Origin of the sequence: Duganella sp. CF517, from assembly GCF_900110275.1 — a bacterium.
GTDB lineage: Bacteria > Pseudomonadota > Gammaproteobacteria > Burkholderiales > Burkholderiaceae_D > Rugamonas.
In genome coordinates, this window is the sequence record NZ_FODC01000002.1 from 425,209 (window position 1) to 441,254 (window position 16,046).

9 protein-coding genes are annotated in these 16,046 nt (G+C 65.5%); 2 read left to right on the forward strand and 7 right to left on the reverse strand.

Annotated features, from left to right (window positions below; genetic code table 11):
* Positions 1 to 174: 174 nt before the first annotated feature.
* The 7 genes from BMX85_RS08965 to BMX85_RS08995 form a co-directional block, all read right to left on the reverse strand.
* Entirely contained in the window at positions 175 to 2,487 is a 2,313-nt protein-coding gene (locus BMX85_RS08965; RefSeq protein WP_090316020.1) for a pseudouridine synthase, read from the reverse strand.
* Complete coding sequence (gene scpB / locus BMX85_RS08970) at positions 2,474 to 3,268, reverse strand: SMC-Scp complex subunit ScpB (protein WP_090316023.1); 795 nt, start codon at positions 3,266 to 3,268, stop codon at positions 2,474 to 2,476. The genes BMX85_RS08965 and scpB overlap by 14 nt, the downstream gene beginning before the upstream one ends.
* Positions 3,269 to 3,586: 318 nt before the next feature.
* On the reverse strand, positions 3,587 to 4,612 hold the full coding sequence (locus tag BMX85_RS08975) for a glucokinase (protein WP_090316026.1): 1,026 nt from the start codon (positions 4,610 to 4,612) through the stop codon (positions 3,587 to 3,589).
* A gap of 208 nt (positions 4,613 to 4,820) precedes the next feature.
* A complete protein-coding gene (locus tag BMX85_RS08980; RefSeq protein WP_090316029.1) occupies positions 4,821 to 5,783 on the reverse strand; it encodes a VTT domain-containing protein in 963 nt (320 codons plus the stop codon).
* Positions 5,784 to 5,808: 25 nt separating this feature from the next.
* Complete coding sequence (locus BMX85_RS08985; RefSeq protein ID WP_177196715.1) at positions 5,809 to 7,575, reverse strand: ABC transporter ATP-binding protein; 1,767 nt, start codon at positions 7,573 to 7,575, stop codon at positions 5,809 to 5,811.
* The gene (locus BMX85_RS08990; RefSeq protein WP_090316035.1) at positions 7,575 to 8,600 is read right to left on the reverse strand and encodes an ABC transporter permease; all 1,026 of its coding nucleotides are present in this window, start codon (positions 8,598 to 8,600) and stop codon (positions 7,575 to 7,577) included. The genes BMX85_RS08985 and BMX85_RS08990 overlap by 1 nt, the downstream gene beginning before the upstream one ends.
* A complete protein-coding gene (locus BMX85_RS08995; RefSeq protein WP_090316038.1) occupies positions 8,597 to 9,535 on the reverse strand; it encodes an ABC transporter permease in 939 nt (312 codons plus the stop codon). Before BMX85_RS08995 ends, BMX85_RS08990 begins: the two co-directional genes overlap by 4 nt.
* 574 nt (positions 9,536 to 10,109) lie before the next feature.
* Between BMX85_RS08995 and BMX85_RS09000 the strand changes: the two genes are divergently transcribed.
* Together BMX85_RS09000 and BMX85_RS09005 are read left to right on the forward strand one after the other, a co-directional pair.
* Positions 10,110 to 12,887 (forward strand): TonB-dependent receptor, encoded by a 2,778-nt coding sequence (locus BMX85_RS09000; RefSeq protein WP_229210360.1) that lies wholly within the window; start codon positions 10,110 to 10,112, stop codon positions 12,885 to 12,887.
* A 434-nt stretch (positions 12,888 to 13,321) separates the two neighbouring features.
* Positions 13,322 to 15,994, forward strand: coding sequence for a TonB-dependent receptor (locus tag BMX85_RS09005; protein WP_090317624.1), 2,673 nt, complete (start codon positions 13,322 to 13,324; stop codon positions 15,992 to 15,994).
* Positions 15,995 to 16,046: the final 52 nt, after the last annotated feature.

Sequence of the window (16,046 nt, forward strand, 5' to 3'; positions counted from 1 at the left end):
CCATCTTCCTGTAATACCTAGCCAGATGAAAGGATTCCTGTGGGAGCTACCCGCGAAGAACTTTTACTAGGCTGGTTATTATAACCTTATCTGGTCTTCGCTGCAATCGGCGCATAACACAAATAAGGTCGATGGACCAGAAAACAAGCGGCCTGATTGGCCGCCGGACAGCAATTAACCCTTGCGGCGACGCGGCATGCCGTGGTCGATCGCACCGCCGCGCGGCGGCTGGTTGCGGCGCGGCGCGCCGGCGTTACCGAAGCCGAACGTGGTCTGCAGCGGATCGGGCTGGCGCGGACCGCGGCTTGGACCCTTGGCCGACTGGCCGCCGCCCATACCACCCTGGCCGCCTTGGCCGCCCTGCCCCTGCGGACGGCCCTGGCCTTGCGGCCGGCCCTGGCCACCACCGGCGCTGCGCGCCGGGCCTTCGCCCAGCGGACGGCCACCGGCGTAACCGCCGATGCCTTGCGGACGACCGCCCGGACGACCCGAACCTTGCGCGCCGCCTGGACGGCCCTGGCCGCCACCTTGGCCGCCTTGTCCATTGCCACCCGGACGGCCCGAGCCCTGCGCGCCACGGCCATTGCCGCCGCCGTTGGGACCGCCGGCGCCACCGGCGCCATTGCCCGGACGGCCCTGGTTGCCGAAACGCGGACCGCGTTGCTGCTTGGCGAAAGGCATCGCGTTGTCGTTGCTGACATCGGCGCGGTTGAAGTTCGGCTCGTCGCCATCATCCTCGTCGTCGTCATCGTCGCGGTCGTCGAAATCGGCGCGGCCGCGCTGCGGACGCTTTTCCGGACCCTTGTTCTGCGCGGTCGGCTTGGCTTGCTGCGGGCCTTTGCCGCGCGGCGCGGCCGCCGGCGCATCGCTGCCTTTTTTGTCGACGCCGTAGGCGGCCAGCAGGTCGCGCACGGTGTTTTCTTCCATCTCTTCCCAACGACCACGCTTCAAGCTGCTTGGCAGGGTCATCGCGCCGTAGCGGGTACGGATCAGGCGCGACACGGTCAGGCCGATCGCCTCGAACATGCGGCGCACCTCGCGGTTGCGGCCTTCGCCGATGATCACGCGGTACCACTTGTTGATGCCCTCGCCGCCGCCGTCGGCGATCTTGGAGAACTGCGCCAGGCCGTCTTCCAGCTCGACGCCGGCCAGCAGCTTCTGGCGCATGCCCTCTTCCAGTACGCCCAGCGTACGCACCGCGTACTCGCGGTCGATGCTGTAGCGCGGGTGCATCAGGCGATTCGCCAGGTCGCCGGAAGTGGTGAACAGCAGCAAGCCTTCGGTGTTGAAGTCGAGGCGGCCGATGGCGAGCCATTTGCCGGCCTTCATCGTCGGCAGGCGGTCGAACACCGACGGACGGCCGTCCGGATCGTCATGGCTGACGATCTCGCCGGCAGGCTTGTGGTACACCAGCACGCGCGGCGGCTTCTTGCTGACGCGGCGCTGGAGCAGTTTGCCGTTGATGCGCACCGCGTCTGCCGGCAGGATGCGCTGGCCGATATGGGCCGGCTCGCCGTTGACCGACACGCGGCCGGCAACGATCAACTCTTCCATGTCGCGGCGCGAGCCGAGACCGGCTTCGGCCAGCACCTTGTGCAGCTTCGGCGCGTCGTCTTCCGACGTCAGGTCGCGGCGCACGGCTTTCGGCGCGCTGCGGCCCTTGCCGGTTTCTTCACTGTCGAAGGCGTCCGAGGTCACGTACGAGAACGCGGCATCGGCGTCGTTGCCCTTGCCGACATTGCCGAAGGCGCCATGCACGCGCTGCGGCTTCGGTCCCTTGCCGCCGCGACCGCCCTTGCCGTTGCGCTGCTGGCCTTCGGGACGCGGACCACGCTCGTTGCGCGGCTTGCCGTTCGGCTCGGCGCCCTCTTCGGCCGATGCCACTTCGCCTTCGGCCGCGACCACCGGCTCCGGACGTGGCATCGTCGCTTCGCGCAACGCGCGTTGCTCGCGCATCTGGCGCGGACCGCGCGGGCCGCGTGGCCCGCGCTCGCTGCGCTCGCGCTGGCCGGCCGGCTGGCCTTCCTGGCCTTCGGCACCGGCAACCACCGCGGCAGGAGCGCCTGGCGCTTCCACTGCCACGGCCGGCGCCGGCGATTCGGCCGACGCCGTGGCGGCGGCGGCTGGTTTTTTGGCGCGCGGCGCCTTGGCCGGCGCGTCCGCTGGCGCGGCCGGCGCGGCTTGCGCCGATTCAACAGCCTGGACAACCTCGACGGCTACCTTGGCGACCGGTTTGGCGCGCGGCTTTTTCACCGGCGCGGGAGTGTCGGCGGCGACGGCAGCGGCGACTGGCGCAGCGGCGGCAGGCGCGGCGGCTTCAGCCTTCGGCTTGCGCTTGGCCTTGACGGCAGGCGCCGCCTCGGCGGCGCCGGCGGTCGGCGACGCGGCCGCATCGGCTTCGATCTGTGCTTTGGTGCGGCGTTTTGGCTTGGCGACCACTTCTGCGGTGGCGTCGTTGACTGTCTCAGGGGTATTAGATTTGTTCATTATTCGTTTCTTGGTTGTGCTCAGCGTCAACCGTTAAATCTGGCGCATGGTCGTGATTGATTGCTTGCTGGCCGGCTTCCGGGCTAGTCGCGGCGTCTACTGCTTCGTCGGCCACTTGCAACTCGCTATCCGTACCATCTCGTTGTTGCGCGACGCTTTCGCTGTGCGCGGCTTTATCAAAGTTCTCTTGCAGGGCCGCCTCCAGCGCTTCCATATCCGGACCGCCGCCCTGCACATCGCTCAATTGCTGCAACGGCGGCAGCTGGGACAGCGAATTCAATCCCAAATCATCCAAAAACTGCTTGGTCGTGCCCAGCAACGCCGGGCGGCCCACGACGTCGCGGTAACCGATGGCGTCTACCCAGCCCCGGTCTTCCAGCATCTTGATCGTCTGTGAATTGACGGCTACGCCGCGTATCTCTTCGATATCGCCCCGCGTGACCGGCTGCCGGTACGCGATGATCGCCAGCGTTTCCAGCGTCGCCCGCGAATATTTGGGCGGTTTTTCCGGATTCATCCGGTCCAGGTACGGCTTCATCTCCGGGCGGCTCTGGAAGCGCCAGCCGGTCGACAGGCTGACCACTTCGATACCCTTGCCGGCCCAATCGAGCCGCAGTTCTTCCAGCAATTCCTTGATCGTATCGGAACCTACTCCGGGACCGCGCGGCCTGCCCTGGTCATCGACATCGACATACAGCTTCTTCAGACTGTGGATCGACAACGGCTCATGGGCGCATAGCAAGGCGGTTTCGAGGACTCTTTTAGCCTCAGCTGTATCCATAGCAATCTTGTGGTTGCATTGTCATGCAAAGAAAGAAATCAATCACATTCAGTGAGGCAGTGGCCGCATTCGAAATGCCGCCTGCCGGAGTACTCGCTGAAGCTGTTTTCCGAGCCCGGGCGATACGCGCCGGGCGGGAGAGAGAGGCATGCCGACGACGACCGAGGCCGCCGCTTTTCTACGTGAAACGCGATTGCGAAACGCGATTTTCGGGCGAAAACATGCGAGACCAATCAATGACGTTTCATCCTACAAGCCGAATTGTACCTGATAAAAGCGCAAAACGCGCGTTTCGGTCACATCGATGTGTAACTTGCCTTACGCAGCAGCAAGTCGTTCGGACAAGATTGCGGATACGCCAACAAAGGCAGGGTATTCGGCGGTGATGACCCAGGTGGGCACCTGGCACAGGTATTTGTTGAAACGGCCCTTTTGTTCGAAGCGCGCGCGGAAGCCGGACTTGTCGAAACGGTCGCCCAGGCGCGGCACGATGCCGCCGCCGATATAGATGCCGCCCTGCGCGCCCAGGGTGATGGCGATGTTGCTGGCGATGGTGCCGAGCATGCGGCAGAAGGTCTCGATGACGTCGTCGCACAGCGCGCATTCGCCGGCCAGCGCGCGGGTGGAGATGTCGGCCGCGCTCAGCGGCTCGGCGGTGACGCCTTGCTGGTCGGCCAGCGCGCGGTAGATCAGCTCGATGCCGGCGCCGGACATCAGGCGCTCGGCGGAGACGTGTTCGAATTCTTTCCAGGCGAATTGCAGGATCGCCACTTCCTTGGCGTTGACCGGCGAGAAGCTGACGTGGCCGCCCTCGCTCAGCAGCGCGGTCCAGCCGTCCTTGCCGGGAATCAGGCCCGAAACGCCCAGGCCGGTGCCGGCGCCGATCAGGCCCAGCGGCGTGCCCGGAACGGCGGCGCCGCCGCCGACCTGGTGTTTTTGCGTCGCCGACAGTTGCGGCAGCGAGCTGGCCAGCGCGGTGAAATCGTTGACGACCACCAGGATGTCGAAGTTCACTTCGCGGCGCAGCGCCTCGATCGAGAACTGCCAGTGATGGTTGGTCATGCGCACCATGTCGCTGGTCACCGGGTTGGCGATGGCGATGGCGCCATTGCGGATGCCGGTGACGCCCTTGCCGGCCACCGCTGGCGAGCCGAGGTAGGCGACCAGCGCGTCGGCGATGGTCGGATAGGCGGCGCACGGCAGCACTTCGATCGCCTCGATCGTGCCCGGGGCGGTCTCCAGCGCGAAGCGCGCGTTGGTGCCGCCGATATCCGCTAGCAGACGCGGGCCGCCGATGTAGTCGGTGGTCGGGGAGGATGGCGATTGAAGGGACTGGGCTGTCATGGTCGGTCGAAAATAGTTGAGGCCTAAGCTTAAGGTATTTCCACTATTTCAGGCAAGCGAAGTTTGTAGTTTTAGTACAGTTCTGTGCCGTTTGCCGCACGAAATTACTTTTGAGAATTTATTTTGAGTAGTATGACTACCCGGCCGGCCGCACCGGCGCCGCCGGGCCTGGCCTGGCCTGGCTTGGCCGGGCCGGGCCACAAGCCGCTTACGCCGCCGGCGCCGTATCGATCGCCTCGTTGGCGGCAGGCTCAGGCGTGCCGAAGCGCGCATTCCACGCATCGAGGCCGCCATGCAGCGGCCGCGCCAGCGTGAACCCGTGCGCCTTCAACTCCTTGGCCACCTGCGCCGCCGTCACATCGTTGGGGCAGCTGCAATACACAACAATATGCCGCCGCTTGTCCAACGCGATGATCTCCGTGCTCGGCTCGCCGCCCTTGAACAGCAGCGCGCCCGGAATCGCCGGCTCCAGCATCTGCGCCGTCACGCTGCGCGCGTCGACCAGCACCGGGTCGTGCCCCTCTTCCATCAGTTGCTTGAAGTCGTCCACCGTGACCCGGTCGATCTGCACCGACTGGCGGAAACGCTTGCGCTCCACATACTTATACGAGACAAACAGCGCCAGCAGCGCCAGCAACACCATCAGCGCCGTCGAACCGAGGTCGCTCAAGGTGGTCAACACCGAATCGATACTGGAATGGAAGAACGCGCCGATCAGAATACCGGTGCCGCTCCACAGCGCCCCGCCCAGCACGCTGTAGCCGAGAAAAACCTGGTACCGCGTGCCCATGGCGCCGGCCAGCGGCGACGCGATCGTATTGAACCCGGGAATGAACTTGGCCACGATCAACATCTTCGGCCCCCACTTGGTGAAGCTGTCCTCGGTCTGGCTGACGCAATAATCAGGGGAAAGCGAAATCCTGCACAGCAGCTTGAGGATGCGCTTGCCATAGAAGCGCCCCATGCGGAACCAGAACCCGTCGCTGAGCAAACAGGCGAAGATGGCCGCCGCCAGCACGGCGGGCCAGCTGAAGTCGCCATCGACGGACAAGGCGCCGGCGACGATCAGGATCGGATAAGCAGGAATCGGCATGCCGATCTGCTCGATCAGCACGATCGCAAACACGATCAGTACGCCATATTCTTGCAGCAGGTGGATTAAGTTCGGCATCTGTATATCTTAACTTAAAAATCGCTTAACCGTCCCGCGCGCGCCCCGCGATGGCGGCCAGCAAGGTCCGGGTGTACGGATGTTCGGGATCGCGATACAACTGGTCGGAATCGGCCATCTCCACGACGGCGCCGTGCCGCATCACCATCACCTGGTCGGCGATATATTTCACCACCGACAGGTCATGCGAGATGAAGATGTACGACAGACCGAACTCGTCCTGCAGATCCTGCAACAGGTTGAGCACCTGGGCCTGCACCGACACATCCAGCGCCGACACCGACTCGTCGCACACCAGTATCTCCGGCTTCATCGTCAGGCAACGCGCGATGGCGATCCGTTGCCGCTGGCCGCCGGAAAACTCGTGCGGATAGCGCTGGAACGCGGACGCCGGCAAGCCGACCTTGTCCAGCAGCGCGTACGCGGCGGCGGTCCGCTCGCGGTCGTCGGCGCCGATGCGGTGGATGCGCATCGGCTCCAGCAAAATCTGGCCGACGGTAAAGCGCGGGTTCAGCGACGCGTATGGATTCTGGAAAATGATCTGGATCCGCCGTTTATACGCCTGGAACTCGCGCGCCGTCATCGACAGCAGGTCGCGCCCGTCGAACATGGCGCTGCCGCCGGTGGCCCGGTGCAGCCGCAGCAGGGTCAGCCCGACCGTGGTCTTGCCGGAACCGGACTCCCCCACCACGCCCAGCGTCCTGCCGCGCGCCAGCGTGAACGACACATTGTCGACCGCCTTGAACTCGCGCTTGCCGAACCAGCCGTCGCGCAGGTAAAAACTCTTGCTCAGGTTGTTCACCACCAGCACCGGCTGGTCGTCGGGCCGGTAGCCGCGTTCGCGCTGCAGCGGGTGCAAAAAGGTCACGCCCCGCCCTTCGGCGATGTCGCCGCCGGCAGGGCGCTCGCGCTCCGGCGCCTGGTCGGGGCGCCGGCGTTCTCCGGCCGGGTTCATAAAATCGGCGATCACCGGCAAGCGCCACGGCCGCTGGTCCAGCCTCGGCCGGCAATGCAGCAGCGCCTTGGTATAGGCGTCCGCCGGTTCGGTCAGCACTTGGCGCGCCGCGCCGGCCTCGCGCACCTCGCCATGGCGCATCACCACCACGTGGTCGGCGATCTCCGCCACCAGCGCCAGATCGTGCGTGATCAGCAATACCGCCATCGCGCGGCGCTTCTGCAAACCGGCGATCAGTTCCATGATCTGCTTCTGGATCGTCACGTCGAGCGCGGTGGTCGGCTCGTCGGCGATCAGCAGCTTCGGTTCGCAGGCGATCGCCATGGCGATCATCACGCGCTGCTGCTGGCCGCCGGACAACTGGCTGGGATAGGCGTCGATTTTCACCGCCGGATCGGGAATGCCCACCTCGTCGAGCAACTCGAGCGTGCGGCGGCGCGCCTGCGCCCGCCCCATCCCCAGATGCAGGCGCAGCACCTCGCCGATCTGCGCGCCCACGGTGAACACCGGATTGAGCGACGACATCGGCTCCTGGAAGATCATCGCGATCTCCTTGCCGCACAACGCGCGCCGCCCGCACGCCGGCAGCGACAGCAACTCGCGGCCGTCGAAGCGGATGCTGCTCGCCGGGCCGATGACGGTGGTGTCGGGCGCCAGCAGCCCCATCACCGCCAGCGAGCTGACCGATTTGCCGCTGCCCGACTCGCCCACCAGCGCCACCGTGCCGTTGCGCGGCACGCTGAAGGACACGCCCTTGACCGCGTCGACGACCGTGTCGCGCTCGACCCGGAAGGCGATCCGCAACTGGCTCACTTCCAGCAACATGTCGTCGGCCATCATTTCACCTTCGGATCGAGGGCGTCGCGCAGCGCGTCGGTCAGCAGCGAGAACGCCGTCACCAGCAACGCCATGGCGATGGCGGCGGCCGTCAACTGCCACCAGCGGCCGAGGATCAACTCGTTCTGCGCCTCGTTCAGCATGCTGCCCCAGGACACCACGCCGACCGGCACGCCGAAGCCCAGGAAGCTGAGGATGACCTCGGCCTTGATGAAGCCGACCACCAGGATCGACAACTGCACCAGCGCCACATGGCTGACATTGGGGAAGATGTGCGAAAACATCTTGCGCCAGTGCGAGGCGCCGATGGCGTCGGCGGCCAGCACGTATTCGCGCCCCTTGTGCTTGATGTACTCGGCGCGGATCAGCCGGTACGGGCCGGTCCAGCCGGTCAGGCCGAGGATCAGCACGATGGTGGCCACGCCGCGCTGCTGCAGCACGGCGGCCACCGCCAGGATCATCAGCACCGACGGAATCGCCGTGAAGATGCTGTAGAACCAGTTGAAGACGTCGTCCACCACGCCGCCCCAGTAACCGGACAGCGCGCCGAACACGGTGCCGATGCCGACCGCCAGCGCGGCCGCCGCCAGGCCGACCACGATGGACGTCTCGCCGCCCTTGATCGTCTTCTTGACGATGTCGTGGCCCCATTTATCGCCGCCGAAGGGCAAGGTCGCGCGGCGGCCGGGCGCGGGCGCGGCAGCGCCGCGCGCGGCCAGCCCGGCCTTCAAGGCCCGGATATCGTCGGCCAGCGGATCGAAGGGATTGTCCGGCAACGCGGCCCGCGCCGCCGCGGGCGCAGGCGCGGCGCCGGCCGCGGCGCCGACGAACCCCGGCGGCGCGTAATTGACGCCGACCTCGTCTTCCCAATCCGCCGCCACCAGGCCGCCGGCCGACAGCGCCAGCATCAGCAGGAAGGCGGCCACCACCGCCAGCGACAGCATCGCCACCCGGTCCGCGCGCAGCCGGCGCCAGGCCAGCATCCACAGGCCGGCCGGCGGCCCCGCCAGGGTCGCGCCCGTCATGCGAGCTTCACCCGCGGATCGAGCGCCTGGTACATCACATCGGTCAGCAGATTGAAGACCATGGTCGCCGCCGCCACGTAGACGGTGATCGCCTTGATCACCGGAAAATCGCTGCGCTCGACGGCCAGGATCACCTCGCGCCCGATGCCGGGGATGCCGAAGAAACGCTCCAGCAGGAAGGCGCCGATCAGCAACGCCGGCAGGCTGGCCATCACGTGCGTGACGATCGGAATGGCGGCGTTGCGCAGCACATGCACCCACATCACGCGCCGCTCGCCCAGCCCCTTGGCGCGCGCGGTGCGCACATAATCCTGGCCGACCTCGTCGAGCACGAAGCTGCGGTACAGCCGCAACGTCGGCGCGATCGACACGGCCAGCCCGATCAGGATCGGCAGCGCCGCGTAGCGCAGCAGGTTCTCGCCCAGGCCCTGGCCCCAGCCCTGCACCGGAAACAGCCCGAGCTTGTAGGCCAGTCCGTATTGCAGCACGATGATGTACACCAGGATGCTGACCGACATGCCGACGGTGCAGGCGATCATCACCGCGCGGTCGGTGCGCGAGCCGCGCACGAAGGCGACCGCCAGCGCCAGCGCGATGCCGATCAGCGTTTCGAGCAAGGTCAGCGGAATGAGCACCGTCAACGACGGCCCCAGCCGCGTGGCGATGATGTGCGACACCGGCTCGCCGGTCGCCCAGCTCAGGCCGAAGTCGAAGGTGGCGATCTGGCGCATGAAAATCCACAGCTGCGCCGGGTAGGACCGGTCGACGCCGAGCTGGTGGCGGATGTTGGCGATGGCCTCGGCGTTGGCCATCTTGCCGGCCAATAGATAGGCCGGATCGCCGCCGACCCAGTTAAACAACATAAACACCAGCAGCACCACGCCCAGCATCGTCGGCAGCATCTGCCATACGCGGCGCACCACAAAAGCCCCCATTCCGCCCACTCCCCATGCCGACGTTACGCCACCGATTTTCCACCCGGGCAGTTATACCCGATCCGGCGCGCGCTGACTACGCCGCACGCCGCGCGCCGGCGCCGCCGCGCCGAACCGCCGTGGGCGGCCGAATTATAAGCGGGCTGAACTGGACAAACATTCCATTGAAAATCCGCATTCTGTCGTCGAAAAGTAACACATGACAGGATTGTTACAGTTTAATTTCCGCTAAAAAGTGTTCTATCCGGAATTTTATTAACGTTTATGGCGTTAGCTAAAAACCAAATATTTCGCGCAAGTTGATCGAAGATAGCGGCGATTTAGCGCCACTTCGCTACCAACTCTTACTTTTGACCGATCGCGCGGCGCGGCCGCGCAAGCCGGAATGAAACAAATTCGATACGTCCGGGCCACGTTGACACCCCGGCAATGCCGATGCTCTTATAAAAAACAGAGGAAAAAAAAATCCTCGCACGAGAGTGCCGCCATGTCGCGATCGGCCGCATGGCCGGCGGCTCATTTCAGGGTAGTCCCAGTTCAGTTGGAGAGTGTCAGCATGATGATGGAAACAGTATTGTCCCGTTCAGTACGCCTTATTTTCTCGGGTGGCATCGCCGCCGCGGGCCTGATGTCCGTGCCAGCCATGGCGCAAACGACCGACGCGCCGATCCAGCGCGTCGAGATCACCGGTTCGAGCATCAAGCGCGCGACCGCCGAGACGGCGTCGCCGGTGCAAGTCATCACCAGCGAAGACCTGCTGAAATCGGGCAAGGGCACCGTGTCCGAATACCTGCAAACGCTGACGGCCGACGGCGCCGGCTCGCTGCCGACCGGCTTCGGCAACGGCTTCGCGGCCGGCTCGACGGCGATCTCGCTGCGCGGCCTGGGCGCCACCTCGACCCTGGTGCTGCTCAACGGGCGCCGCATGGCGCCGTTCGCGCGCGCCGACGACGGCCAGAAAAGCTTCACCGACCTGTCGACCATCCCGATGCAGATCGTCGAGCGCATCGAGATCCTCAAGGACGGCGCCTCGTCGACCTACGGCGCCGACGCCATCGCCGGCGTCGTCAACATCATCCTGCGCAAGGACTTCGAAGGCCTGCAGATCAAGGGCGACACCGGCTGGTCGCGCTACGACGACGGCAAGCAGAACAAGGCCTCGCTGACCTACGGCAAGGGCAACCTCGACGAGGACAAATACAACTTCGTCTTCAACGCCGAGTACTTCCAGTCCGACAGCATCAAAAACAGCGACCGCAAGGACCGCGCCCACATCGGCAAATCGGACCTGCGTCCGTTCGGCTACCCGGTCGGCACCCAGTTCGCCAACGGCTACATCGCCGGCAACAACAACGCCAGCCCGAGCCCGACCGGCTCGATCCGCAATCCGGTCACCAACGACTACGTCTCGCTGCCAGGCTGCGCGACGTTGTCGGCCACCAAGGACCAGACCGGCGCCAATGGCGGCTGCCTGTGGCACCACGACCAGTTCCGCGACATGCAGCCGGAAATCGAATCGACCAACCTGTACGCCCGCGGCACCTGGCAGATCAACGACGACACCCAGGCCTACGCGGAGGCCGGCTACTCGAAGCGCGACACCTCGTTCATGATGCCGCCGTCGTCGGCCACGCCGACCCCGGCCTTCCCGCCGAACAGCACCAACCCGCAAGGCTTCGTCAACTACGGCAGCCTCGCGCTGCTCGGCGCGACCCACCCGCAGAACCCGTACGGCGTCGCCGCCCGCCTGCGCTACTCGGCCTTCGACGTCGGCCCGAGCACCCGCTACGCCAACAACGAATTCACCCGCGCCGTCATCGGCGTCAAGGGCTCGGCCATGGGCTGGGACTACGACACCGGCTACACCCATTCCGAGTCGACCCTGGACCTGGAATACACCAACATGCTCAACATGCCGGTGCTGCGCGCGGCGCTGGGCGACCCGGCCTCGCAGTACTTCCCGTACTACATCGGCGACCAGGCCTACCGCAACCCGGCCTCGCTGTACGCGGCGCTGCGCGTGAACGCGACCTCGAAGTCGACCACCAAGCTCGACATCGTCGACTTCAAGGCCTCGCGTGAACTGTTCGACCTGCCGGGCGGCAAGCTGGGCCTGGCCGTCGGCGGCGAATACCGCAAGGAACAACTGTCGAACCCGTCGCTGTCGGGCTCCGAGAACGGCACCATCAACGCCAGCTACGTGGCCGCCTTCGGCGACACCAAGGTCAAGGCGGTGTACGCCGAGATCCTGGCGCCGGTGCTCAAGACGGTCGAACTGTCGGCCGCCATGCGTTACGACAAATACGACAACTTCAGCTCGTCGACGCCGAAGGCCGGCATCAAGTGGACCCCGGTCAAGAGCTTCGCGCTGCGCGGCACCTACACCGAGGGCTTCCGCGCACCGGGCGCGGCCGAGGGCAACGCGACGTCGCAATCGACCGGCAACGCGCCGGTGCGCGATCCGATTCGCTGCCCGGGCGGCGTGCCGGCCGCCGGCGGCGCCACCTCGACCGACTGCGCCATCACTGTGGCCGCCGTCAAGGTCGGCGATCCGAAGCTGCAGCCGGAGGAATCGAAGGGCAAGACGCTGGGCCTGGTCTGGGACCCGCTCGACGGCACCAGCCTGTCGCTCGACGGCTGGACCATCAAGCGCAGCAACGAGATCAACTCGCTGCCGTACGACCAGGCGGCGGCGCTGTCGACGGCGATTCGTAACGACAACAACCTGGTCGTCGGCGGCGTCGCCCAGCCCAACACCGGCACCCTGGTGCTGACCCAGGCGCCGTACCGCAACTCCAGCTACACCAAGGTCAGCGGCGTCGACTTCGACATCAAGCAGCGCCTGCGCCTGGGCGCCTACGGCCGCGCGGTCGTCGGCCTGACCTGGACCCACGTCGCCTCGTGGCTGCGGGCCGAGTCGGCCACCAAGACGTACCAGTACGCCGGCACCCACGGCAACTGCGACACGTCCAACTGCGCCGGCACCCCGAAGAACAAGGTCAGCCTGATGGCCTCGTGGGACCTGGGCAACCTGAACGTGACGGGCAACGTCAACTACCGCGACAAGATGCGTAACACCGCCGATGCCGCCTCGGTGTGCGCCAACACCTTCGTCGGCGGCGCCAACGCGCCGAACGCCAAGTGCGAAATCGCCTCGTTCACCACCCTGGACCTGTCGACCCGCTACGCGGTCAACAAGCAGTTGACGTTGTTCGCGTCGATGAACAACGTGCTCGACAAGATCGCGCCGCTCGATCCCCAGACCTACGGCGCCATGAGCTACAACCCGATGGACGCCTCCGGCGCCATCGGCCGCTACATGAAGATCGGCGCGAGCTACAAGTTCTTCTAACCGCCTGACGGCCGGTTGGAGTGACCCGCAAGGGCGGCGCCGCGGCGCCGCCCTTTTTTTGTGGTGGAAATGTAACGTTGTAAATGTGCCTAAACTTGGGGCACGCGTGTCGGCGGCGCACCGTCGTGTGGCGCGCCGGCCACGCCGCCCCAAGATATTCGCTAAATTTATGCCGTTAAGCCAATGTTTCGCAGCACCGGATCGGCTCGCGCACCAAATTAGAGCGTTTTTTAGCGCGTTTACGGCGCAATGTTGCTTGCACGAAATCCCGTCTTTTACGTCCTTTTACAAAACTTTGTACGTTGACAGCGGCTATCGGTGAATGATCTGATGGCGAATGCGAAAAACGTTACGTTTTTCTCATTGGCGTGCGCCTCTAAAAACAGCGATCACTTCGTGGTCATCGACATAAGAATTGGGAGAACAACAGAATGATGGTTGAAACAACTTTGGCACGATCGGTACGCCTGGTCTGCGCCGGCGGCCTGCTGGGCCTGGGACTGATGGCGCCGGTCGGACAAGCGCTCGCGCAAACCGCCGACCAGCCGATGCAGCGCGTCGAAGTGACCGGCTCGTCGATCAAGCGCCTGGTGTCGGAGACGGCCAACCCGCTGACCGTGTTCAAGGCCGACGACTTCGTCAAGCAGGGCTTGACCACCGCGCAGGAAGTGCTGGACCGCATCCCGTCGAACAGCTCGAGCTTCACCGCCGGCAACGTCGTCGGCGGCAACAGCAGCGGCCTGCCGACCGGCGGCGCGGCCAGCGCCGACTTGCGCGGCCTGGGCGGCGACAAAACGCTGGTGCTGCTCAACGGCCGCCGCATCGCCAACCATCCGTACGACGGCGCCAGCGTCGACCTCAACATCATTCCGGTCTCGGCCCTCGAACGCGTCGAAGTGCTGCGCGACGGCGCCTCGGCCATCTACGGCACCGACGCCATCGGCGGCGTGATCAACTTCATCACCAAACGCTCGGTCAACGCCACCACCATCACCGCCGAGGCGGTGCTGCCGCGCGCCCCGGGCGCCGACGAAAAACGCGTCAACATCTCCAGCGGCTTCGGCGACCTGGAAAAAGACGGCTACAACGTCTTCGGCGTGTTCGACCACCACAAGATCGACATCCTGACCTCGCAACAGCGCGAATTCTCCAAGACCGGCGTGATCCCCGGTCGCGGCCTGAACCTGACCTCCGGCACCACCTTCCCAGGCAACTATTTCGATCCGGGTTCGAACGCCACCGGCAACCCCGGCTACGCCAGCGGCTGCGACGCGCCATTGTCGCTGCCGATCGGCGGCAGCGGCACCTGCCGCCAGGATTACACGCGCCAGATCGACGATCTGCCGGAGCAGAAACAAACCGCCTTCTTCGGCAAGGCCACCTTCAAGCTCAACAACGACCACCTGGCCTCGATCGAGTACCTGCATTCGGAAAACGACGTGGTCTCGCACACGGCGCCGCCGCCGCAGACCGGCCTGATCCTGCCGACCTCCAGCAAATACTACCCGGGCAACTCGGGCGGCGTGCCGGCCATGCCGGGCCTGTCCGGCCAGCCGCTGTCGGTCAACTGGCGTCCGACCGAAGCGGGCCAGCGTGAAATCAATTCCAAGGGCGCCGCCGACCGCCTGGTGTTCTCGGTCGAAGGCCTGCTGGCCGGCTGGGATTACAAGACCGGCTTCAACCTGTCGGAAAGCCGCTCGGCCGAGTACTTCACCGGCGGCTATGTGCGCGACGAAAGCTTCGCCGCCGGCGTGCGCAACGGCATCCTCAACCCGTTCGGCAAGCAGGACGCCGCCGGCAAGGCCTACCTGGACAGCACCGCGCTGCGCGGCCAGGTCCAGAAGGGCAAGAGCCGCAACACCGGCATCGACGTCAAGGCCAGCCGCGAGCTGATGGACCTGCCGGGCGGCAAGCTGGCGGTGGCCATCGGCGGCGAACTGCGCCGCGAAGAGGCCGACTTCGAAGTCAACCGCGCCATCGCCGGCCAGGCGACCAGCTCCGGCCTGTCCGGTTCGCAGTCGACCGACGGCGCCCGCACCATCAAGGCCGTGTTCGGTGAAGTGAACCTGCCGCTGATCCAGGACCTGGAGGTGCAACTGGCCGCCCGTTTCGACGATTACAGCGACGTCGGCAACACCACCAACCCGAAACTGGGCCTGCGCTACCAGCCGACCAAGCAAATCGTGCTGCGCGGTTCGGCCTCGACCGGCTTCCGCGCCCCGACCCTGTTCGAGAAGAACGCGCCACAGTCGAAGAACGACACCAACAACTCGTACAACGACCCGATCCTGTGCCCGGGCGGCGTGCTGTCGACCAACCCGATCGCCAATCCGCTGCGCGATTGCGACCTGCAACAGTACAAACTGCAGGGCGGCAACCAGAACCTGAGCCCGGAAAAATCGAAGACCTTCGCCTTCGGCGTGGTGGTCGAGCCGATCCCGCAAGCGACGCTGTCGGTCGACTACTGGAACATCAAGCTCAAGGACAAGATCAACGCGCTGCCGGAAGAAGCCATCTACGGCGACTACGCCAAGTACCAGGAGCGCTTCCTGCGCAACCCGGACGGCTCGCCGTACGCGATCCTGGACTTGAAGGAAAACCTGGGCAAGGTCAACACCGACGGCCTCGACGTGAGCCTGACGCTGCGTTCCGGCGCCACCGCGTTCGGCAACTTCACCCTGACCGTCGACGGCACCTACGTCCACAAGTATGAGTACCAGGACGAGCGCGGCGGCCCGTACACCCAGAACGTGGGCCGCTACGCCGCCAACAATCCGGTGTTCCGCTGGAAGCACAACGCCGCGCTGAACTGGCGCCAGGGCGTCTGGGCGGCGACGTTGGCGCAGTCGTTCAAGTCCGGCTACACCGACCAGAACCTGGACATCGACGACCAGTACCTCAACAAGGTGCCGTCGTACAGCCTGTGGAACCTGTCGGGCACGTACACCGGCTTCAAGGGCCTGAGCCTGACCGCCGGCGTCAAGAACCTGCTCGACAAGGAGCCGCCGTTCTCGAACCAGGGCACGCTGTTCCAGAAGGGCTACGATCCGCGCTACACCGACGCCGTCGGCCGTGCGGTCTACCTGCGCGGCAGCTACACCTTCTAAGCCGTTCCAGTCCGCTGAAATCCGGCCAACCCGGACCCGCCGCACGGCGCGT

What these genes read in the sequence shown, in the direction of transcription:
- BMX85_RS09005 (WP_090317624.1), top strand. Translation starts at nt 13,322, where the DNA reads ATGGTTGAAACAACTTTGGCACGATCGGTACGCCTGGTCTGCGCCGGC.
- BMX85_RS08985 (WP_177196715.1), bottom strand. Translation starts at nt 7,575, where the DNA reads ATGGCCGACGACATGTTGCTGGAAGTGAGCCAGTTGCGGATCGCCTTC.
- BMX85_RS08995 (WP_090316038.1), bottom strand. Translation starts at nt 9,535, where the DNA reads ATGGGGGCTTTTGTGGTGCGCCGCGTATGGCAGATGCTGCCGACGATG.
- BMX85_RS08980 (WP_090316029.1), bottom strand. Translation starts at nt 5,783, where the DNA reads ATGCCGAACTTAATCCACCTGCTGCAAGAATATGGCGTACTGATCGTG.
- BMX85_RS08965 (WP_090316020.1), bottom strand. Translation starts at nt 2,487, where the DNA reads ATGAACAAATCTAATACCCCTGAGACAGTCAACGACGCCACCGCAGAA.
- BMX85_RS08990 (WP_090316035.1), bottom strand. Translation starts at nt 8,600, where the DNA reads ATGACGGGCGCGACCCTGGCGGGGCCGCCGGCCGGCCTGTGGATGCTG.
- scpB (WP_090316023.1), bottom strand. Translation starts at nt 3,268, where the DNA reads ATGGATACAGCTGAGGCTAAAAGAGTCCTCGAAACCGCCTTGCTATGC.
- BMX85_RS08975 (WP_090316026.1), bottom strand. Translation starts at nt 4,612, where the DNA reads ATGACAGCCCAGTCCCTTCAATCGCCATCCTCCCCGACCACCGACTAC.